At 60.5% G+C, this 19,025-nt stretch carries 17 protein-coding genes and 1 tRNA gene; 14 read left to right on the forward strand and 4 right to left on the reverse strand.

Going from position 1 to position 19,025, the window contains the following annotated elements; all coding sequences use genetic code 11:
• Positions 1 to 4: 4 nt before the first annotated feature.
• Positions 5 to 313, reverse strand: a complete 309-nt coding sequence (locus GMST_RS05320; protein WP_183353594.1) for a hypothetical protein — start codon at positions 311 to 313, stop codon at positions 5 to 7.
• 83 nt (positions 314 to 396) lie between these two features.
• Here GMST_RS05320 and GMST_RS05325 point away from each other — a divergent pair, with 83 nt between their 5' ends.
• Positions 397 to 972 carry a HEAT repeat domain-containing protein gene (locus GMST_RS05325; protein ID WP_183353595.1) on the forward strand — a complete coding sequence of 192 codons (576 nt, stop codon included), beginning with the start codon at positions 397 to 399 and terminating at the stop codon, positions 970 to 972.
• A gap of 1 nt (position 973) precedes the next feature.
• Here the strand turns inward: GMST_RS05325 and GMST_RS05330 are convergent, their stop codons facing one another.
• A complete protein-coding gene (locus tag GMST_RS05330) occupies positions 974 to 1,903 on the reverse strand; it encodes an HD-GYP domain-containing protein (protein ID WP_183353596.1) in 930 nt (309 codons plus the stop codon).
• 216 nt (positions 1,904 to 2,119) lie between these two features.
• On the opposite strand from GMST_RS05330, the gene radA reads away from it, so the two are divergent.
• The 7 genes from radA (at position 2,120) to GMST_RS05365 (ending at position 10,151) form a co-directional block, all read left to right on the forward strand.
• Positions 2,120 to 3,472, forward strand: coding sequence for a DNA repair protein RadA (gene radA / locus GMST_RS05335; protein ID WP_183353597.1), 1,353 nt, complete (start codon positions 2,120 to 2,122; stop codon positions 3,470 to 3,472).
• Positions 3,473 to 3,623: 151 nt separating this feature from the next.
• Positions 3,624 to 3,980: an RNA polymerase-binding protein DksA gene (gene dksA / locus GMST_RS05340; RefSeq protein ID WP_183353598.1), complete on the forward strand. Its 357-nt coding sequence runs from the start codon at positions 3,624 to 3,626 to the stop codon at positions 3,978 to 3,980.
• A 45-nt stretch (positions 3,981 to 4,025) separates the two neighbouring features.
• Entirely contained in the window at positions 4,026 to 6,332 is a 2,307-nt protein-coding gene (locus GMST_RS05345; protein WP_183353599.1) for a GAF domain-containing sensor histidine kinase, read from the forward strand.
• A 71-nt stretch (positions 6,333 to 6,403) separates the two neighbouring features.
• A tRNA-Ala gene (locus GMST_RS05350) sits at positions 6,404 to 6,479 on the forward strand.
• A 103-nt stretch (positions 6,480 to 6,582) separates the two neighbouring features.
• On the forward strand, positions 6,583 to 8,232 hold the full coding sequence (locus tag GMST_RS05355) for a site-specific integrase (protein ID WP_183353600.1): 1,650 nt from the start codon (positions 6,583 to 6,585) through the stop codon (positions 8,230 to 8,232).
• A gap of 150 nt (positions 8,233 to 8,382) precedes the next feature.
• On the forward strand, positions 8,383 to 9,363 hold the full coding sequence (locus GMST_RS05360) for a hypothetical protein (RefSeq protein WP_183353601.1): 981 nt from the start codon (positions 8,383 to 8,385) through the stop codon (positions 9,361 to 9,363).
• 122 nt (positions 9,364 to 9,485) lie between these two features.
• Positions 9,486 to 10,151, forward strand: coding sequence for a recombinase family protein (locus GMST_RS05365; protein WP_183353602.1), 666 nt, complete (start codon positions 9,486 to 9,488; stop codon positions 10,149 to 10,151).
• A gap of 212 nt (positions 10,152 to 10,363) precedes the next feature.
• On the opposite strand, the gene GMST_RS05370 is transcribed toward GMST_RS05365, so the two are convergent.
• Positions 10,364 to 10,684 carry a helix-turn-helix domain-containing protein gene (locus tag GMST_RS05370; RefSeq protein WP_183353603.1) on the reverse strand — a complete coding sequence of 107 codons (321 nt, stop codon included), beginning with the start codon at positions 10,682 to 10,684 and terminating at the stop codon, positions 10,364 to 10,366.
• A gap of 298 nt (positions 10,685 to 10,982) precedes the next feature.
• Here GMST_RS05370 and GMST_RS05375 point away from each other — a divergent pair, with 298 nt between their 5' ends.
• The 3 genes from GMST_RS05375 to GMST_RS05385 all read left to right on the forward strand — a co-directional run bounded on the left by GMST_RS05375 (position 10,983) and on the right by GMST_RS05385 (position 12,868).
• Positions 10,983 to 11,576: a hypothetical protein gene (locus GMST_RS05375; RefSeq protein ID WP_183353604.1), complete on the forward strand. Its 594-nt coding sequence runs from the start codon at positions 10,983 to 10,985 to the stop codon at positions 11,574 to 11,576.
• Positions 11,577 to 11,869: 293 nt separating this feature from the next.
• Positions 11,870 to 12,499, forward strand: a complete 630-nt coding sequence (locus tag GMST_RS05380; RefSeq protein ID WP_183353605.1) for a hypothetical protein — start codon at positions 11,870 to 11,872, stop codon at positions 12,497 to 12,499.
• 123 nt (positions 12,500 to 12,622) lie between these two features.
• Entirely contained in the window at positions 12,623 to 12,868 is a 246-nt protein-coding gene (locus GMST_RS05385; protein ID WP_183353606.1) for a hypothetical protein, read from the forward strand.
• 189 nt (positions 12,869 to 13,057) lie between these two features.
• On the opposite strand, the gene GMST_RS05390 is transcribed toward GMST_RS05385, so the two are convergent.
• Positions 13,058 to 13,696, reverse strand: a complete 639-nt coding sequence (locus GMST_RS05390) for a hypothetical protein (RefSeq protein WP_183353607.1) — start codon at positions 13,694 to 13,696, stop codon at positions 13,058 to 13,060.
• Between the two features lie 825 nt (positions 13,697 to 14,521).
• Between GMST_RS05390 and GMST_RS05395 the strand changes: the two genes are divergently transcribed.
• From GMST_RS05395 to GMST_RS05405, 3 genes are all read left to right on the forward strand, one after another.
• Positions 14,522 to 15,820 (forward strand): cytochrome ubiquinol oxidase subunit I, encoded by a 1,299-nt coding sequence (locus tag GMST_RS05395; RefSeq protein ID WP_183353608.1) that lies wholly within the window; start codon positions 14,522 to 14,524, stop codon positions 15,818 to 15,820.
• The gene (locus tag GMST_RS05400; RefSeq protein WP_183353609.1) at positions 15,817 to 16,839 is read left to right on the forward strand and encodes a cytochrome d ubiquinol oxidase subunit II; all 1,023 of its coding nucleotides are present in this window, start codon (positions 15,817 to 15,819) and stop codon (positions 16,837 to 16,839) included. The genes GMST_RS05395 and GMST_RS05400 overlap by 4 nt, the downstream gene beginning before the upstream one ends.
• A 207-nt stretch (positions 16,840 to 17,046) precedes the next feature.
• Positions 17,047 to 19,005 carry a response regulator gene (locus GMST_RS05405; protein ID WP_183353610.1) on the forward strand — a complete coding sequence of 653 codons (1,959 nt, stop codon included), beginning with the start codon at positions 17,047 to 17,049 and terminating at the stop codon, positions 19,003 to 19,005.
• Positions 19,006 to 19,025: the final 20 nt, after the last annotated feature.

Consider the following 19,025-nt stretch of genomic DNA (forward strand, 5'->3'; position numbering starts at 1 on the left):
GGGGTCAGGGCTTCTTGTCGAAGGCCGCGTCGACCACGCCGTAGCACCAGAGCACCACGAACCCCACGAGGACCCAGCGGGCGTAGGGGGCGTCGACCTGGATGGCGGCGATCACCTTCTCGGCGTCGAGGCCGGTCCTCCCAGCCAGGAGGAACTTCCCGGCGCTGCGCAGGGCGATGAAGAGCGCGGCCAGGATGAAGAGGTTGTCCAGGAAAAGGAGCACCCCTCCCTTGACGCGGCGCCCGCGGTAGAGCTGTCCCAGCCCGGGAAGCACCAGGGCCGACAGCGCGATACTCTTCAATCTCTGGTTCATCTGATACGCTCCTTCGACAAGGGGAGGGGAGGCTTTGCCGTTTTGCTTGCCCAAGCACCCGATTTTTGTTAGGTTATCTCTCCATGGAACCCACATCCCGCATGAAACGCCGCGAGGCGATCATCCCGCTTCTCAAGGATGCCAGCGCCGAGGTGCGCCAGGCCGCAGCGCAGGCCCTGGAGACCCTGGAAGCGGCCCAGAGCCTCGACGAGCTTTTGACCCGCCTGAAGCAGGGGGACCGCGGCACCAAGATAGGCGCCATCTACGCGCTGGGGCGCCTGGGCGGGGAGAAGGTGCTCCCCATCCTGCTCTACTGCGCCGCCCGCCCCGAGCAGGACATCAAGTGCGCCGCCATCAAGGTGCTCGGCGAACTGGCCTACCCGCAGGCGCTCTCCCAGCTCGTGGAACGGCTCAAGGACCCGGTGGTCGCGGTACGTGCGGCGGCCATCGAGGCGCTCTCGCACTACCGCGAACCGGCGCTGGTCCCAAGGCTCATCCCCTTTTTGGAGGAGAGCGACGGCCTTTTGGACGCCGAGGCGGCCCTGGCCCTCGGGCACCTGGGCGACGCCCGCCTCGAGGAGCCGCTCTTAAGGCTCCTCGGCTCCCCGCACGAGCGGACCCGCTCTGCCGCGGCTACCGCCCTCTCCCTGCTCCCCTGACCTAGAAACAGTCCGAGACGTCGATCCCCTGCTGCAGGGGGTCGACCAGGTCCACGATCCGCGTCCCCCCTTCCACGAGCGTCAAAAGCCGCGGCTCGGCGAGCGGGACCCCCGCGCTGTCCCGGACCACCTTCACCACCGCCGCACCGGCCGGATGGCTGCTCGGCGTGAACACCACCGCAATCTCGTTTCCCTCCAGACGCACCAGGCTCCCCACCGGGTAGCGGCCGACCAGCGCCAGGAAGCGCTCCACGATGGCGCCGTCAAGGGCGCTCCCCGCCTGGCGCCGGATCTCCTGTACCGCCTGCATGGGCTGCAGCTGCTCCTGGTAGAGCCGCATGGTGGTGGCGGCGTCGTAGCAGTCGGCAACCGCGACGATGCTGCTGATGCGGCCGTACTCCCGGCCGCAGGCCCAGTCGGGGTAGCCGGTGCGGTCGAAACGCACGTGGTGCGCGAGGACCGCCTCGGCGACCCGCTGCGACACCCCCGGCAGTTCGGCGCCGATCGCCGCGCCGTACTCGGGGTGGCGCTGCATCTCCTGGTACTCCGCCCGGGTCAGCTTTCCCGGCTTCAGCACGATGCTCCGATCGATCCGGGTTTTCCCGATGTCGTGGAGGAAACCGGCGAGACCGATCTCCTCCACCTCTTCCTGGGGCAACCCCATGCTCGCCGCGAGCGCCATGGCGAGCACCGCCACGTTCACGGAGTGGTGGAAGCTGTAGCTGTCGTAATCCTTACTGAGGGAGAGCCCCAGGAGGGGGACGGGGTCGCGCCGGGCCGCGGCCGCCAGGTCGCGCGCGGCCGCGAGCAGCGCCGCGGTCTCCGGGACCCGCCCCGCCTCGGTCTCCAGGAAGACGACGCGGATTGCCGCGATCGCCTGACTGTAACGCTGGGCGTGACGATGAGACGATGGTATCCCGATCTTCCCCATCCGATGTTCCCCCTCCGCGGAAAAGCCGCGGCCGGCCCTTCCGCCGCGCTGCCGTCGCGCGGCTAACCCCGCCTGCCACACAGAAATTTCGGCGCGGCCAAGTTTAGCGTAGGTCAGGAAAGCTTGTCAAACCCCAACTGCCAGGAGTTGACAGCAAATGGCAAAGAGCATAGTATCCCGGGTTGCATATGCCGCTATATGGCGGATCGGGGGCGCATGGCGAAGACAAAGGTGAAAACGGGCTACGTGTGCGCCGACTGCGGCGCCAACTACCCGAAATGGCAGGGGCACTGCACCGCCTGCGGGGCCTGGAACACCGTGAAGGAGGTCCGTCTGGGCGCCCCGACGCGCCGTGAGGGGTTTGCCGGCGCCTCTTCCGCGGTGACGCTTCTGGCCGAGGTCGAGCTCACCGAAGAGGCCCGCTTCTCCAGCGGCTCCGAGGAGTTCGACCGCGTTTTGGGGGGCGGCTTCGTGCCGGGATCGGTGATCCTGATCGGGGGGGACCCCGGTGCCGGCAAGAGCACCATCCTTCTGCAGACCATGTGCCACGCCGCCCGCTCCCGCGAGGTGCTCTACGTCTCCGGCGAGGAGTCGCTGCAGCAGATCGCGAGCCGCGCCAGGCGCCTTACGCTCCCCACCGACCGGGTGAAGATGCTTGCCGAGAGCTCCGTGGAGCGGGTGCTGGAAGTGGCCCAGGCTGAGCGCCCCGAGGTGGTGGTGATCGACTCGATCCAGGTGATGCAGTCGGCCGGACTCGATGCCGCTCCGGGAGGGGTCTCCCAGGTGCGCGAGAGTGCCGCCACCCTCACCTTGTACGCGAAGACCTCGGGGGTGGTGCTCATCATGGTGGGGCACGTCACCAAGGACCAGGCGCTCGCCGGACCCATGACGCTGTCGCACATGGTGGACACCCAGATCATGCTCTCTTCCACCGAGGACGCCCGCTACCGGCTGATGCGCACCACCAAGAACCGCTTCGGTCCCGTGAACGAGCTCGGGGTCTTCGCCATGACCGAGCGCGGCCTCAAGGAGGTCAAGAACCCCTCGGCCATCTTCCTGTCGCGCACCGACACCGCCGCCCCGGGGAGCCTCATCAGCGTCCTGTGGGAGGGGACCCGGCCGCTATTGGTCGAGATCCAGTCCCTGGTGGTCTCGGCGCAGTACGGCAGCCCGCGCCGGCTCGGGATCGGCCTGGACGGCAACCGGATCGCCATGATACTCGCCGTGATCACCAAGCACGGCGGGCTGGTGCTTGCCGACCAGGACGTCTTCGTGAACGTGGTGGGAGGGATCCGGGTGCTGGAGACCAGCGCCGACCTGGCCGTGGCGCTCGCGGTGGTCTCCAGCCTCAGGAACCAGGTGCTGCCGCAGGACCTCCTGGTCTTCGGCGAGATCGGGCTCTCCGGCGAGATCCGGCCGGTGTCAAACGGCGAGGCGCGGTTAAAGGAAGGGGTGAAGCACGGCTTCACCCGGGCCATCGTCCCCAAGGGGAACGCGCCCCGACAGGGGATCGCGGGACTCGAGGTGGTCGGGGTGGCCGACCTGGTCGAGGCCCTGGACGCCATCTGAAAACGCGCCACCTCGACCTCCCTTTTTTGAGCGGCACGGTCGGCCGTAAGACGATTTCCGTCAACCACCGTGAGGAAACCGCATATTTTACTTTACTAATGCGGAAAAATCCTCTTTAATAGCGAATTGATTCGAAAAAGGGACAGGTGTCATGACTCCGGAAAAACTCGAATATTTCAGAGGTATCCTGCAGGAAGAAAAACGGGCGCTTCTCGAAGAGGCCGGCAGAACCGTCTCCGAGATGACCTCCGACACCACCAACTTTCCCGATCCGACCGACCGGGCCACCCAGGAATCGGACCGCACCTTCGAGCTGAGGATCCGGGATCGCGAGCGCAAGCTGATCAACAAGATCCAGGAAGCTCTGGGGCGCATCGAGGCCGGGACCTTCGGCATCTGCGACGTGTGCGAGGAAGACATCAGCGAGGCGCGCCTCAAGGCCCGCCCGGTCACCACCCTCTGCATTAACTGCAAGATGGAGCAGGAAAAAAGAGAACGGATGCGTTAAGCTCCCCCCTCTCGTCGTTCCAAACCATCTCCCCCTGGAGTAGGTATGGCCGTGCGTAGCGGACAAAACCTCCTGGAGGAAGCGTTGCGCGTCGCCACCGCGACCAGGCGCTCCCATCCGGCACGGCTCACCTGCCTGCTCCGCCTGGCTGCCCGAACCTATGGCCTTGCCTCGGCCACCCTTTTTCTCCCCGACCACCAGAAAAATGCCCTCACCCGACGCTACGGCTCGGACCTGGCCCCTGCCGGCACCCGCTGTCTGATCCCTTTCGGCTCAGGACTCGCCGGCGGCGCAGCGCTCACGCTCACCGAGCAAACGGCCTCGCACCAGGAACTGCACCCCGAGGAAGCCCCCTCCCGGGAGGCCGAGCTGACCCGCGCCTTTCCGCTCTTAAACGGCCGGGAGTTGGCGGCGGTTGTCTCCCTCTCCGGCACGTCTCAAACCCTCACCCCCGCCAGGGCCGGGCTGCGTCCCCTTATGCCGCTTTTCTTGGGGGTGGTAACTTCGCTTTACCAGGAGGAGGCCGCCGAACGGGACCGGCGCCGCCTGGCGCTGGTGAGCGCGGTCGGCAACCTGCTCAGCTCGCCTCTCCCCCCGGGCCAGCTCATTACCCGCTTCCTGCGGCTGGTGACCGGGGGAGGCCTCGCGGTCTGCGCCGTGGCCCGCCTGGAAGCCGACGACAAAGGGAAGCCGCGCCTGTTTAGGGTCTGCCGCAGCGAGGCGCGTCTCTCCGTGGAAGGACTCTTAAGCCGCGAGCAGTCGCTTGCGCTGCGGGTGCTCGCGAGCGAGGCCCCCTGCTCGGAAGGGGCGGCGCCCGGCGACCCCTCCCGGCTCTGCGCCTTCGGCACACCTCTTGGTTCCAACGGCAAGACCCTGGGTACCCTGTGCCTGTTCGCCCCGGGCGAGCTCCTGGCACCTGATTACGCCGGGTTCCTGGAGACCCTGGCCCGCCTGGTGGCGAGTGCCCTCGCCGAGGCGGTGAGCTCCGAGCGGATCACGAGCTTTCTTGGGGAGAACGAGAAGAAGCTCAAGGAGCTCTCGCTGCTCTACCGGATGAGCAACACCATGCTCTCCACCATAAAGCTCAACAAGCTGATTCACCTGACCCTTACCGCCCTCACCTCGGCACCTACCTCCCTCTTCGACCGCGCCATGCTCTTTCTCAGCAACGAGCGCTCCGGCGTGCTGCAGGGGATGCTCGGGGTGACCTGCGAGTCGGCCCCGGCACTCGCCTCGCCCCGCAACGGGGGGAACGACCTCTTCTCCAGCCGTTGGGACATCTCCGAGGAGGCGATGGCCACCCAGCGCGACTCCGAGTTCAACCGGCAGGTGATGGGCAAAAGGCTCGAGCTCGACGCCACCCGTAACATCGCCTCTCAGGCGGTCCTGGAACGACGGCTCATCTACGTCCCGGGCGAGCTCGAGGGGGAACCCGACGAGCTGCACCCGGGGCGCAGCACCGCCTACGCCGCCTCGCCGCTCATCGCCCACGGTCAGGCCGTCGGCGCGGTCCTGGTGGACAACGCGCTCAGCCGCGCCCCCATCACCCAGGAAGACCTCCGTTTCCTGCAGCTCTTCGCCAACCAGGCCGGGATGGCCATCGAGAACTCCATCCTCTACAACAAGGTCGAAGACGCCAACCGGCAGATCAGCGAGGCCCAGGAGAGCCTCCTGCAGAAGGAGCGCCTGGCCGCGATCGGCGAGATGGCCGCCGGCATAGCCCACGAGCTCAAGGGTCCCCTGGTCTCCATAGGCGGGTTCGCCGCCCGCCTGACCCGCAAGCTCCCCCCCGAGACCAGCGAGTGGAGCTGCGCCGACCTGATCGTGCGCGAGGTGCTCCGGCTCGAATCGGTGCTCTCCGAGATCCTGCACTACTCCAAGCGCCCAACGATCTGCTACACCTGCTGCAACCTGAGCGACATCGTCAAGGAGTCTCTCGCCGTGGTGGCGCCCCAGGTCGAGGAGAAGGAGATCGGGGTGACCACCCGGTACTCACGGAAGAAGCTCGGGCTGCAGGGGGACTGCCAGCAGTTGAAGCAGGTCTTCATCAACCTCTTGCTCAACTCCCTCGACGCCATGGACAAGGGGGGGAAACTGGCCGTCGTCGTGGCGCCCGACCGGCTCGAGGGAAAGGAGGCGGTCTGCGTGCGCATCGCCGACACCGGCGGCGGCATCCCCGTCGAGGCCCTGGCTAACATCTTCACCCCCTTCTACACCACGAAGGAAAACGGCACGGGGCTGGGACTCCCCATCGCCAATCGGATCATCACCAACCACGGCGGCAAGATCCAGCTCTTCAACAAGCCGGGCGTCGGCGCCGAGTTCAAGATCCTGCTCCCGATGGAGGGGTAGCCTTGCGCTTGCACCCCGCGCGGGGTGCGCTCTAGAGACTCTGGCCGGTGCGGCTTGGAGAGAGCTTATACGGGGATGTAGCTCAGCTGGGAGAGCGATGCGTTCGCAACGCATAGGTCGAGGGTTCGATCCCGTTCATCTCCACCAATATTTTCGTAACTTGTTGTAGTTGTTGGCGACTTCGAGCACAGTAAATGCCTCTGTTTCTACGGGTGGTCCGTTCAGGTGATCCGTTTTGACAGAGGCATTTATGATTTCAACGGACTCCTACCTCTATCTTTCCCGTCACCACGTCTACTACTTCCGTGCTATAGTCCCTGATGGCGTTCGGCAGGATTTGCACAAAAGAGAGTATCGGCGGTCGATGCAGACCCGAAGTATTCACGTCGCCCGCAAAATCGCAAGGGCGCTGCGGGTCTGCTTTGAGGAGCACCTTCTAAAAATGAGAGGGCCAATGGCTACGTGGGAAGAACTGCGGAGGATTCTTGACGACAAACTGCAACAACAGCTTGCTCTGGAGCGGGAAAAACTCAAGACCGTTGGCCCTTACCCTGTTAGTGCCGATGACATCTGGAAACACAACACCATCCCCAGTTATCAGCGGGCAATAAAAGACATCTCCCGATCTCGCGCCGGGAATGCTTCAGCGGGAAGTATCCCCGAGTTTGCAAAGCAACTGGCCGTTGAAATTCTCCAAGACAGCAACCTCATGGTTGACCAAACGTCTGCGCAATTCACAAAATTCTGCGAAGCAACTATGAGGATGTACCTGGAATTTGCTGAACAGCGGGTGCTTCTTAACGACCATGCGCGGTCGTTTAAGCCTGTGTCGCTGCCGGCACCTTCGACGTTGGCTCCTATGCCCCCTTCTAGCCCAAGAATTTCAGAAGTAGTAGAAAAATACTGCAAAGAGATGGTAGCTGGCGGAAACTGGACGGCCAAAACCGAATCCGAGTACCGAGGTGGTTACCAAACCTTGGTCACGATCATCCAAGATATTCCGGTTGCCCTTGTAGACTACAAAGCTGCGCAGTTTTTCAAAGAAACGGTTATGGGTTTGCCGTCAAATATGAGCAAGAAGCCCCTGTATCGAGGCAGGCCAATCAAAGACATCCTGGCGATGAACATACCAAAAGAGGAACTGTTGTCTATCTCCAAGATCAACACCCTTCTGAGCCGCATTTCCTCGCTGTTTGGGTGGGCTTTAAAGAACGGGTACACCCCGACAAATCCTTTCTCTGGCCTCAAAATTAAGGAGAAGGTCGCCGACCACGAGAAGCGCGATCCGTTCTCTGCTACCGACCTCAAGGCCCTTTTTTCCTCACCAGAATATTTGACGGGTAAGGCCAGCCACCCCTATCATTACTGGTTGCCACTTCTAGGGCTGTTCACAGGCGCCAGGATTGACGAGCTTTGCCAACTCCACCTTGAGGACTTCTATCAGGTGGATGGCCTTTGGGTCATTAGCATCAACTCGAATGGCGACAAAAAGCTGAAGAATCTCGCCAGCGCCCGAATCATCCCCCTTCATACCCGGCTTATGGCGCTGGGGCTTGTCGACTACATTTCCTGTTTAAAGAAAAAAGGGTATGCCAGGCTTTTCCCTGAGCTAAAGAAGCGACGTGATGGATACTCCCAGGACGCCAGCAAATGGTTTCTTCGTTTCAGGGTGCGTTGCGGCGTCACAGGCAAGAATAAGCCTTTCCATAGCTTTCGGCACACCGTTATCGACTGCCTGAAACAGAAAAATGTTCCCAAGGAGATCATAGCCGCCATTGTTGGGCATCGGGACGAATCCATTACAACCAACACTTATGGCAACCCCTATGGCCCTGCTGCCTTGGCCGGAACTGTCGAAAATCTTATTTTTCCTATTGATGTTTCAAAATGGAAAATGTAGTATGCTTACTGAGTTGACTGTACCTCTGCAAGTATCTGGCCTGCATCTTCCCACCTTACAAGCTATTCTTTCTCAAGATTATCTCAACCTTCCTACCTAATAGCAGGTTAAGCTATATGCTAACCTAATAGAGAGCAATATGGTAAATAGATGGTAGTTTACATTAAAAAAGGTGACAAGACCCATTACCTCAGCGGTGATTTAGTCCCTCAGGTAGGCGTGCTCTTCGTGGACATGCTGACTATGACTCTGGACATACCCGAGAAGGATCATGGCACTGTCATAGCTAAATTTCAAAAAGCCAAGGAGAATGGCGACGGCAAGTGGATTAAGAAAACCGCCTATCAATTTTGCCTTAAGCTGTCTGGGGTCGATGAAGCTGACATACTTGTCGAATGTTGCCCCACGACATCAAAAAATGATAAAAACAGTTACAGGTTTATCCGTATCGAGTTTAACCCCGCCAAAGTCAACCTCCCCAATCTTAGGAAGAATATTGATTTTATCATTCCCGGTGGGTATGCCCTCCTGATGAAACAGGGCATTGTGACCCGCATTGACCTCACTGTTGATGCCAGTTACCTTGATGCTACAGACGTTGTGGCGATGAACCCAAAGGTCAAGGTTGAAAGACACTACGCCAAGAACGGAACAATAGAGACCAAGTATCTTGGCGCCTCCAGCAGCAATAAACAGACCGTACTTTACGACAAGGTCGCCCACCTAAAACACCTCAATGCCAAGAAGGAAAAGGCTCTCAAGACCCCACTTCCTCCGCACAACATCTTTCGGATAGAGCAAAGGCTCCTAAAACTCAACTGCACCTTAAACGCCGTCGCAAGCCTGCCCAACCCTTTTACCGATCTGACGTTAATTGCCTATCCTGGGGCGAAATTGACAGATGCCTATTCCCCATTGTGGACCCTGTTTCTGAGTGCATGTCGGTTCGAGGGAGTGAATGCCGCTCTCCAGCATCTAAGCCCTGAACACCAAGAAGAATTCAAAAGGCGGTTACATAAGGAAGGCCGTTCCGACTGGTGGAAACCGGGGAAGGTCTGGGAAGGCGTTTCTGCGGCTATCAAAGTTATCCTCACCGTCAAAAGCAATTCCCCCTCAAGTCTAAAACCTTAAGCCTTGCACACAAATCCAGTGACATCAATGTCACCGCTTCACCACCAGTGATTGACATTGTATGTTCTTTTTTGTATAATTATCAGTAACGACCGTCACGGATATTTACACGGAGGTTCATTATGAGGTATATTGGGTACGCACGTGTAAGCACCGCCCGCCAAGGGCGCTCTGGTTTGGGTTTGGAAAGCCAGGAAGCTGCGATAGCTGCTTATGTCTCAAGTATGGGCGGAGACCTCGAACAGCTCTATGTAGAGGTTGAAAGTGGGAAGCGTGACGATAGGCCGGAGTTGCGAGAAGCGATACAGCACGCGCAACTGATCGGGGCGCGACTGGTAATCCACAAGCTTGACCGCCTTAGCCGTGATCTTGGCTTCATCACTACGCTTCAAAAGAATTTGGTCGATTTCGTAGTTACGGATCTTCCCGGTGCTGATCGTTTCACGGTGCAGCTCTTTGGCGCTTTGGCAGAGAAGGAGCGGTTTATGATTTCGGAGAGAACGCGACAAGCGTTGGCGGCAGCGAAGGCGCGGGGCGTTAAACTCGGCAATTCAAAGGGTGAGGGGTTCACTCCTGAAATCCAGAAAGCCGGAGCGGTAGCTGCAGCTGCGGCTCGAATAGAGAAGGCTGACACCTTTGCAGTGAGGGTAAAGCCGATGGCTGAAAAGCTAAAAGCTGAAGGGTTAAGCCTGCGGGGGATTGCAGCCAAGCTGAACGAAAAGGGTATCAAGACGCCACGCGGTAAACAGTGGACGGCTACGGCGGTAAAAAACGCCATGGAGAGGTAGCGGCATGAGTGCCGGCAAATCGTCTATTATGGCTGTGTGCACACCAAGGGCTAGATGGGAGGCTGAAATCCCGTCAGAGGGAATTTCGGAGAAAGGGGGACCATTCATTTCTTAATACCGCTACCGATGCCGCTCCTACGCCTGTGCTCTTCCTCCCTGCCCCGCATGATATCGCCTAAAAAGATTGACATCAATGTCAATACCGATAGCAATTATTTTCGCACCGCCTCAATTAGTTTGAAAATGAGGGTCAACTCCTCTTTGGTTGCCCCCTCTAAGGCCCGCTCAATCCCTCTAGGACTCGCGACTTCCGGTGAGTGGTGGGAGAAGTCGAACAGCTCCTTCATCTCCACGTCGAGGGAATCGGCTATCTTTTCAAGCGTCTCCAAAGACGGGGAACGTCGGCCAACCTCGATCCTGCTAATATATTTGCCCTCTATTCCTACTCGCTCCGCAAGCTGATCTTGAGACATGCCAACACGTCTCCTAAGTTCCTTGATCCTCGCCCCCAGAAGAGCCCGCTTCATTCCCATCCCGGTAATCCTCCTGCGACCGATGATGGCAGCAAATGAAGCTTTATAAACTAACTGACAGGCCTATTCCCTTGACAAATACGGCCTGGGTGTTAGTCTATGCCAACTTCTGGGCCGACCCCCCGGGTTTTTGGGGCCTCAGATGCTGAAGAGTAACTTCCCTCCACCTTTTGAAGCCAACCTTTTGGGAGACTGTTGATATGTCATACTCGGCATCAGAGACATTTGGAATTCTATGATAAGGTTTACATTTGGGGGCTTCTGAAATCTCCGAGATCATGTATGAAAAGGGGGAATCATGAAAAAGGTTGTTTTTGGGCTGATGGCGGTGTTTTTCACTTCGTCTGTATGTTTTGGGGAAATTTTTTTCTGGGAAGACAAAAGTGGAATTAATTCAACAGAAGACATTTCAAAATTACCGCCTAAATTCCGTGCAAAATATGAAAAATACATGCGGGAGCACTCTAAGACTGAACCCAAAACGGCTGACAAAGCAAAATCTGAAAATATCGCTGACAAGGCAATTCCCGATAGTGCTGTATCTGCAGTCAAGGCACTTAAAAAATTGCAAGCTAAGTGTCAAGCTGGCATTAACCACCCCGATTTCACCTCTGCTTTGGGGGACACAAAATTTGAAGTAAATATGTTTGTCCAGGGCAAGTCCTCAAATGACTTCCCAGAATTGAAAAAATCAGTAACAGAAGCAATGGCTCATTACGAAAAAGCAGGAGTGTATTTGGATACGGGTGCACAGTACCAAAAAACATATATTTCAGCCGGGGATTACACATCGGCTCTTAAAATGAAAGATCTTCACGACGACATGTTTCGCCTGGAAATTTCACGGGCTTCAAAAGAAGTGGATAAATCTTTCTCAGAAATAAATAAATGATTTCAACCTGATTCCGCAAAACTCAAGCTGAACAAGTGGTCTGATGGCTTCCAGGGAGGGATTCACCTTTAGTTTGCTCCGATTGCAGTACAGGTTTTCAAACGATACACCCCGTAGTTATCACCCACTGTTTCATACCGTTTGAGCCCTTGCTAGGCCTATTGTTATGGGGTGATCTCGCTCGCCACCACATTGTAAAATATTGTTTTTATTGCATTTTTAGTTGCTTCGTCAAGAAAAATCTGATATAGTTTAGGTGCTTCGTCAATCCATAAATGTGAAATGGGGGGCAGATGGCGCTGCAAAATCGTACCGATCCTTTTGGTAACATCATTGCGACCCCGGAACGTGGAACACTCATGGGAAACCGTGGGATTCTCCACGATCATGGTCAGCAACTGATCCGAAAAAGCAGAAACAAAGCGTGGGTTTTCTGCTTACTCAACTGGAGGGGGATAAGGCGTCAGGTGATGGGAGAGGGGCGCTATACAGAGCTTTTCTTCTTGGATGAAGCTACTGCGTTTGCTGCTGGGCACCGGCCCTGCTCCGATTGTCAGCGGGACCGATTCAACCTGTTTAAGCGCAGCTGGATTTCTGCCAACTCCGAGTATCACCAGTTAGACAATCCCTCGATTGCTGCGATAGACAAAATCTTGCATGGCGAAAGGATAGGCCGCCGGTCAGAAAAAATATCGTATTCCGACCAAGCTGCGAACGTACCAGAAGGGGCATTCATCAGCCACCAAGGGAACGCTTACCTGAAGTGGAAGGGTAACTATGTACTTTGGACTTTTTCGGGATATCGAGCCGCTGTCAATCTCCCGCCGGAGCAAGAAGTAAACGTTCTAACGCCCCAATCAATCGTCCGATGTTTTTCAGCTGGATTCGTGCCACGGGTGCATCAGTCTCTTGATGAATACTGACTTGACACACATGGTGATTCTTCCTGTCATTTGACGCCCACCAGGGCTGAAAATTGTTTCACTCTTGGGTGTTAGACAACCAGCTACCGTTACCGGGTTGACATTTACTCAAATGAGGGGCGAATGAATAGTTTGAGGCCAGAAAAAGCAAAGAGGCATGAGGGTGTAGGAACCGAAGCTCAGGAAGTCTTTTCCTTGATTGACGGCAAGAAGGTCTCCGCCCACATCCACGAGCACTGGATGGAGGGGGTAGTGGAAAGCGAGGCCTACCGAATGACCTCCTATCAGGTGGCGGTGGACAACGGCATTCCCAAGGAGACGGCCGCCAGGCTATACCTGCTTCCCGGCGACAAAGAATATGTTTTTTAGCACCATCAAGGTGATCCGTTTGGGTGATCCGTCCGATTCGGCGGCAAGGCTTTAAGACTCGCAAAAACAGCAAGTTATGAATGGTCGAGGCGGGAGGTGCTACCCCGTTCATCTCCACCAACAACAAAAGGGGTTAGCTTTTCAGCTAACCCCTTCGTCGTGTCCGGAGCAAAGCGGTGCCCGCCCGGGCTAGATGGCGATGATGAAGACGTAGGGGGACCAGGGGCCCGGGCCGTTGGGACCGATGCAGCGGGCACGCACCCCGTACTTGGTTCCCGGGTTCTTGCCGGCGAGCTCGAACTGGGCGTTCAGGTAGATCCCGTCCCGCTGCCAGTTCATCTCGTCGCTCGGGTCGCCACTGCAGCTCTCCACCTCGACCGCCCCGTTCCTGCACGGCTTCCCCACCTTGCAGATGAGCCGCCCTCCGGCAAGCTGGACCACGCTGAGGGAGGTTTCCCCCGTCGGCGCACGGACCGTGCTCTTCTTCTTGGGGACCCGGATCCGCAAACCGAGACGCTGCAGGGCCTCCAGGTTGCCGTTGGCCGCCAGTTCGCAGTGCCCCAGAACCGTAGCCAGGTCGTTTTTCACCACTTCATGCCACTGGTTTTTCTTGGCGATCAGCAACACGTCCCGGTTCTGCGCCGCGTACGAGGCGGTCTCCAGCTCGTTGGTGTTCTGGTCCAGTTGCACCAGCGGGGTTACGTACGACGGGTAGGGCTCCGGGAAGTCCGGGTTTCCCGCCAGTTTTGCGCTGAGCATCCGCGAAAAGGAGACGGTCTCAGCGGACTTCATGCGACCCAAATTGACCTGAACCTTCGATCGACCCATGTGCACCTCCTCCCTCTGTTTTCCGGCTACCAGCCTAGCAGCCCCTATTTTCATGTCCAGCCGCTCCGGGTGCTTTTTTCTCTTCATTGGAAGGTGGCGCCTTTGAAGCGCCGACAGCCGGGCGCCCGCTCAACATTATTTTGCAGCCCGGTCCTGTTTCATTTGCCGAAGTGGGCGCTTTCGGGAGCCCTGTTCTGCTGACAACGCTGCAGCCACCCGATCCAGGGGGGGAAGCTGCGCGGCATGCCGGCCCCGCCGCACATTGCGCGGGCTGGCTCCTCTGCCGCCGGCCGCTGCAGCACTCCCCACGCATCGCGCCGTCGATCCCGGGGGCCGTGCTGCGAATCGGATGAGGGAAGATTACCATCAAAGCAGCGTCGACGTCGGACGGGTTTTACTATAACAAATCGATATGTTTACCTTTTTAGCAACAGCCCCGTTTGATGCGAATCAGCGCTGCGCTGACGACAATCATGACGGGAGGTCTTAAGAGCAGCGGGGGGTAGCTGCCCTGCCAGGGGCGCCTGCTGCAAAGCAGGAAAGCCCGGAGCTCAAACCAGCGCAGTTGTGATCAGGGATGCCGCTGGAGTCCGGCATCAAGAGCACCAGGCAATGAAGCCACGCTCCCCGGACGGCCGGTAAAGGTGCCAGGTCGCGCATCGGGCGTCTCGCGCAGATCCGGGTGCCTGTCTGACAGAACCGGCGCAAGCCACGCTCCCCCCTCCAGCTCAACCGGGCGAAAAGGCACCGCACCGTTTGCTTGACAAACCCCCTCACCTCACCACAATGAGTAGGTGTCAATTTCATACCTGTTGCGGAGAGAGCATGAACCAGCTGCTGGCGGCCCGCGCCCTGATGGGGGCCTCGCTCGCCTTCCACATCGTCTACGCGACCATCGGCATCGGGCTCCCCCTCATGCTCATGATCGCCGAGGGGCTCGCACTCAGGACGGGCGACGGGGAGTGGCACGACCTGGCCAGGCTCTGGATCCGTCCGGCGGGGGTGCTCTTCGCCATCGGTGCGGTCTCCGGGACCATCCTCTCCTTCGAGCTTGGCCTTTTGTGGCCCCAGTTCATGGCCTTTTCCGGCCCGCTCATCGGGATCGCCTTTTCCATGGAGGGGTTCGCCTTCTTCACCGAGGCGATCTTTCTGGCGCTCTACATCTACGGTGAGCGCCGGCTCTCGCGCCGCGCCCTTTTCCTGTGCACCATCCCCCTCACCCTCGCCTCGGCCATCTCGGCCGTCTTCGTCATCAGCGCCAACGGCTGGATGAACACCCCTACCGGCTTCACCATGGTCGGCGGGGTAGTGCGCGACCTCTCGCCGCTCAACGCCTTTTTCAACCCGGCCTGGCGCCACGAGGCGGTGCACGGCACCCTGGCCGCCTACGTCGCTACCGCTTTTGCGGTTGCCGGCCTCTACGCCTTGGCCGAGCTCAGGGGGGCGGGGTTTGCCCACCCTCGGCAGGCGCTTCTCATCTCGCTGGGTGTCGCCACCTTCTCTCTGCCGCTCATGCTCGTCTCCGGGGACTGGGCGGCGAGTGCTGTCGCGAAGCACCAGGAGCCGAAGCTCGCCGCGATGGAGGCGCATTTTCGGACCCAGGCGGCGGCAGCGCTCGTGGTCGGAGGTTGGCCCGATCCGGCAACCGGTACGGTCACCTGGGGCATCGCCATCCCGAAACTCTTGAGCATCCTGGCAAAGGACGACCCGAACGCGGTGGTAAAGGGGCTGGACGCCTTCCCGGCCGATCGGGTCCCCGACCCGCGCCTGGTGCACCCCTTGTTCGACCTGATGGTCGGCTCCTTCTTCATCATGGCGCTTGCCCTCGCGCGGTGCTGGTGGGTTACCTGGCGCCGCCGCGGCGAGCCGCTTAAAAGCGGCACGCTCCTTCTCATCGCCCTAGCCGCCCCCTTCGGCCTCCTCGCCCTGGAGAGCGGCTGGATGGTCACCGAGTTCGGGCGCCAGCCCTGGGTGGTCCAGGGGTACCTGCGCACCTCCCAGGGGGTCACCCCGAATTCGGGGGTTTTCCTCGTGTTCGTCGCCTTTCTCCTGGTCTACCTCGCCCTGACCCTGGGGATTCTGAGGCTTTTGCTGCAGCCCAAGGGGAGGGAGGGGGAACCATGAGCGAGCCGCTTTTTTGGTGCGAGATGGTGCTGGCCCTGGGCTTTGTCCTCTACGCCCTCTTCGGCGGGGCCGATTTCGGCGGCGGCATCTGGACCGCTCTCGCCTTCGGCCCCCGGGCAGAGGCGCAGCGCGACCTCCTCTTCGACGCCATCGGTCCGGTTTGGGAGACCAACCACGTCTGGCTCATCTTCGTGGTGGTCACCCTGTTCACCGCCTTTCCCGCCGGCTTCGCCCTGGTCTTCACCGCGCTCATGCCTCCGCTTGTCCTCGCCCTCATCGGCATCAATTTCCGCGGGGCCGCCTTTGCCTTCCGGCACTTCGGCCGCCAGGCCCGGCGCGAACTCCCGCTGAGCGCCCAGGTCTTCGAGATCGCCAGCGTCCTTACCCCCTTCACCCTGGGAACCGCGGTCGCCTCGCTCGCCTCGGGGCGGATCACCCTGAGCGCCGGGAAGCCGGTCGTCGACCTCGCGGCCTGGCTCAACCCGTTCAGCATCATGGGGGGGCTCGCCGGGCTCGCCGTCTGCGCCTACCTGGCCCCGATCTACCTGACGGTGCGGGTGGCCGGAGCGCTCAGGGAAGACTTCCGCAAGGCGGCCCTCCTGGCCGGTCTGGTGCTCGGGACGCTGACCGCCGCGAGCATCCCGGTCGCCCTTTACCAGGCGCCGCTCTTCGCGCACCGCCTCCTGGACTCCTGGCCGCTGGCCTTCGTGGCCATCGCGGTAACAAGCGGCCTCGGCACCCAGCTTTTGCTCTGGCGCCGCCGCTACGCCCCGGCCCAGCTGAGTGCCGGTCTCACGGTGGCGAGTACCCTCGGTGGCTTCGCCGCCGCACTTAGTCCCGACCTCATCATCGGCGCCTTGAGCCTGGAGGGGGCCGCAGCGCCGCGCGCCACCCTGAGCGCCTTCCTCGGCGTCCTGCCGGTCGGCGCGCTGTTCCTGGTCCCCGCTCTTTTTTACCTGTACTGGACCTTCCGGGGTGAGCCCAACCCCGACATCCCCCCCGCCGGGGAGGAGCCCTGACCCGGGTTAAACCTGGCAGACACATTACGTCTTTTTTATTTTTTCTTGTGCTTGCGCCCTTAAAATGCTACACGTGTTTAAACTTTGAACACCACTAAGACGTCCCAAACGGCCGCCGTCTCAGGGCCCCTCCCTGTGTCAATGCAAGGCCTCACCAATCTCTTAACTTCTCAAGTAGGCCGTCAGTCCTGAAGGCTGGAGGGATTCATGGCATCGACTCTCCCCGAAGCATCTCCCCACACACTGCTGCTCGTAGCTGACGATGCGGCGCAACGACGTCTGCTCGCCGAGGCGCTCGCCTCGAGGTTTCCCGAGCTGGCCCTTGAGGTCGCCGCGGACGAGGCGGCTGGCCTGGAACTCTCTCGCAGCGCGCTGCCGGAGCTCGCCGTCCTGGACCTCCAGAGCCCCTCCGGGGGGATTACCCTGGTACGGAGCCTGCTCGCGGAACAGCCTGCTGCGGCAATCGTCATGGTTACCGACACGGGCGAAGTCGGCCGGCTCCAGGAGGCGATCGGGCCCGGGGTAAGGCAGTACCTTTGGAGGCCGCTCGTCCTGGAGGCCGCCTGCGAGGCGGTAGCCCAGTCCCTGGCCGCGCTGGAACTGGAGCGCGGGGTCAAGGGGCAGGCTGAGTACCTGAGGAAGTTCTCCCGCGCCATCGACCAGGGTCCGGCCATCGTGCTCAGTACCGACGTCCAGGGGACCATCGAGTGCATCAACGCCCGCTATACCGAGCTGACCGGTTTTAAGACCGCCGATGTCCTGGGGAGGCCCTTCAGGGGGATCTGCGTGGAACACCCCGAGGAGTTCGCCGCGCTCTGGAAGGAGCTTTCAGGCGCGGGAGCCGAGGCGCCGGCCGGTGGAGGGGATTACTGCGTGGACTTCGAGTGTCAGTTGCTCTGCAAGGACGGCAGCGGCATCCCGTGCCTGGTCTCGGCCCAGGCGGTGCGGGAGGCGGACGGGACGTTCCAGGGTGCCAGCATCGTAGTGACCGACATGCGCACCCGGAAGCTGATCCAGGACCAGACCCTGCGCACCCAGAAACTCGAATCTCTGGGAGTTTTGGCAGGGGGAATCGCCCACGACTTCAACAACGTACTGACCGGGGTCCTGGGAAACATCAGCTTCGCTCAAGCCCTGGTGCCGGAGGACCACCCGGCGCTCACCCCGCTCAAGGATGCCGAAGAGGCCTCGCTGCGTGCCGCCGAACTCGCCCGCCAGCTGCTCACCTTCGCCCGGGGCGGCAAACCGATCAAGAAGCGGGTCCTGGTGCGCCAGCTGTTGGAGGACTCGGTGGCCCTCGCCCTGAGCGGGTCGCGGGTAGTGGCCGCAATGCGGCTCGCCGACGACGTGGACGCCCTGGAGGCGGACCCGGGGCTCGTGACCCAGGCCTTCAGCAACATCCTGATAAACGCGGCGCAAGCCATGCCGGAGGGGGGTACGGTGAGCGTGGAAGGGCGCCGGCTGCGCCTGGGACGCCGCAACACGCTCGGGGTCCCGACGGGAACCTACCTGCGGATCAGCTTCAGGGACGAAGGGACCGGCATCCCCGAGGCGCTGCAGCGCAGGATCTTCGACCCCTACTTCAGCACCAAACCGGGCTCTTCGGGGCTGGGGCTCGCCTCCGCCTACACCATCATCGTGAACCACGGCGGGCACATCGACGTCCGGTCACGCGCCGGCAAGGGGGCCACCATCATCTGCCACCTCCCGGCAAGCGGCGAACTCCCCGCCCCGCTCCTCAAGCCCCGGCCGTCTCCCGCCCCTACAACCCCGCAGCGCGGTGCGGTGCTCATCATGGACGACGAGCACATCGTGCGCAAGGTCGCCACCAAGATGCTGGAGTCGCTCGGATACCGGGTCACCGCCTGCTCCAGCGGCGAACAGGCCATCGAACGCTACCAGGAGGGACTGCGGGCCGGCCGCCCTTACCTCGCCGTGCTGATGGACCTCACCATCCCCGCGGGGATGGGGGGGAAGGAGGCGGCCAGGGAGATCCTGAACCTGGACCCCCAGGCGCGCCTGGTGGTGTCCAGCGGCTACTTCGACGACCCGGTGATGGCGGACTACCGCGCCTTCGGGTTCTGCGCCGTGATGCCCAAGCCCTACAAGCTCGCCGAGCTCGCCCTCGTCATGGGGCGGCTCTCGGAAGAGGCACCGGGGGCCTGATCCCGCCTCTGGTACGAAGA

It is taken from the genome of Geomonas silvestris (assembly GCF_014193515.1).
GTDB lineage: Bacteria > Desulfobacterota > Desulfuromonadia > Geobacterales > Geobacteraceae > Geomonas > Geomonas silvestris.

Coding starts and splice junctions, on each gene's coding strand:
- GMST_RS05405 (WP_183353610.1), top strand. CDS start 17,047: ATGGCATCGACTCTCCCCGAAGCATCTCCCCACACACTGCTGCTCGTA.
- GMST_RS05365 (WP_183353602.1), top strand. CDS start 9,486: ATGAGGTATATTGGGTACGCACGTGTAAGCACCGCCCGCCAAGGGCGC.
- GMST_RS05385 (WP_183353606.1), top strand. CDS start 12,623: ATGAATAGTTTGAGGCCAGAAAAAGCAAAGAGGCATGAGGGTGTAGGA.
- dksA (WP_183353598.1), top strand. CDS start 3,624: ATGACTCCGGAAAAACTCGAATATTTCAGAGGTATCCTGCAGGAAGAA.
- GMST_RS05370 (WP_183353603.1), bottom strand. CDS start 10,684: ATGGGAATGAAGCGGGCTCTTCTGGGGGCGAGGATCAAGGAACTTAGG.
- GMST_RS05380 (WP_183353605.1), top strand. CDS start 11,870: ATGGCGCTGCAAAATCGTACCGATCCTTTTGGTAACATCATTGCGACC.
- GMST_RS05360 (WP_183353601.1), top strand. CDS start 8,383: ATGGTAGTTTACATTAAAAAAGGTGACAAGACCCATTACCTCAGCGGT.
- GMST_RS05390 (WP_183353607.1), bottom strand. CDS start 13,696: ATGGGTCGATCGAAGGTTCAGGTCAATTTGGGTCGCATGAAGTCCGCT.
- GMST_RS05395 (WP_183353608.1), top strand. CDS start 14,522: ATGAACCAGCTGCTGGCGGCCCGCGCCCTGATGGGGGCCTCGCTCGCC.
- GMST_RS05330 (WP_183353596.1), bottom strand. CDS start 1,903: ATGGGGAAGATCGGGATACCATCGTCTCATCGTCACGCCCAGCGTTAC.
- GMST_RS05325 (WP_183353595.1), top strand. CDS start 397: ATGGAACCCACATCCCGCATGAAACGCCGCGAGGCGATCATCCCGCTT.
- radA (WP_183353597.1), top strand. CDS start 2,120: ATGGCGAAGACAAAGGTGAAAACGGGCTACGTGTGCGCCGACTGCGGC.
- GMST_RS05400 (WP_183353609.1), top strand. CDS start 15,817: ATGAGCGAGCCGCTTTTTTGGTGCGAGATGGTGCTGGCCCTGGGCTTT.
- GMST_RS05355 (WP_183353600.1), top strand. CDS start 6,583: ATGATTTCAACGGACTCCTACCTCTATCTTTCCCGTCACCACGTCTAC.
- GMST_RS05320 (WP_183353594.1), bottom strand. CDS start 313: ATGAACCAGAGATTGAAGAGTATCGCGCTGTCGGCCCTGGTGCTTCCC.
- GMST_RS05345 (WP_183353599.1), top strand. CDS start 4,026: ATGGCCGTGCGTAGCGGACAAAACCTCCTGGAGGAAGCGTTGCGCGTC.
- GMST_RS05375 (WP_183353604.1), top strand. CDS start 10,983: ATGAAAAAGGTTGTTTTTGGGCTGATGGCGGTGTTTTTCACTTCGTCT.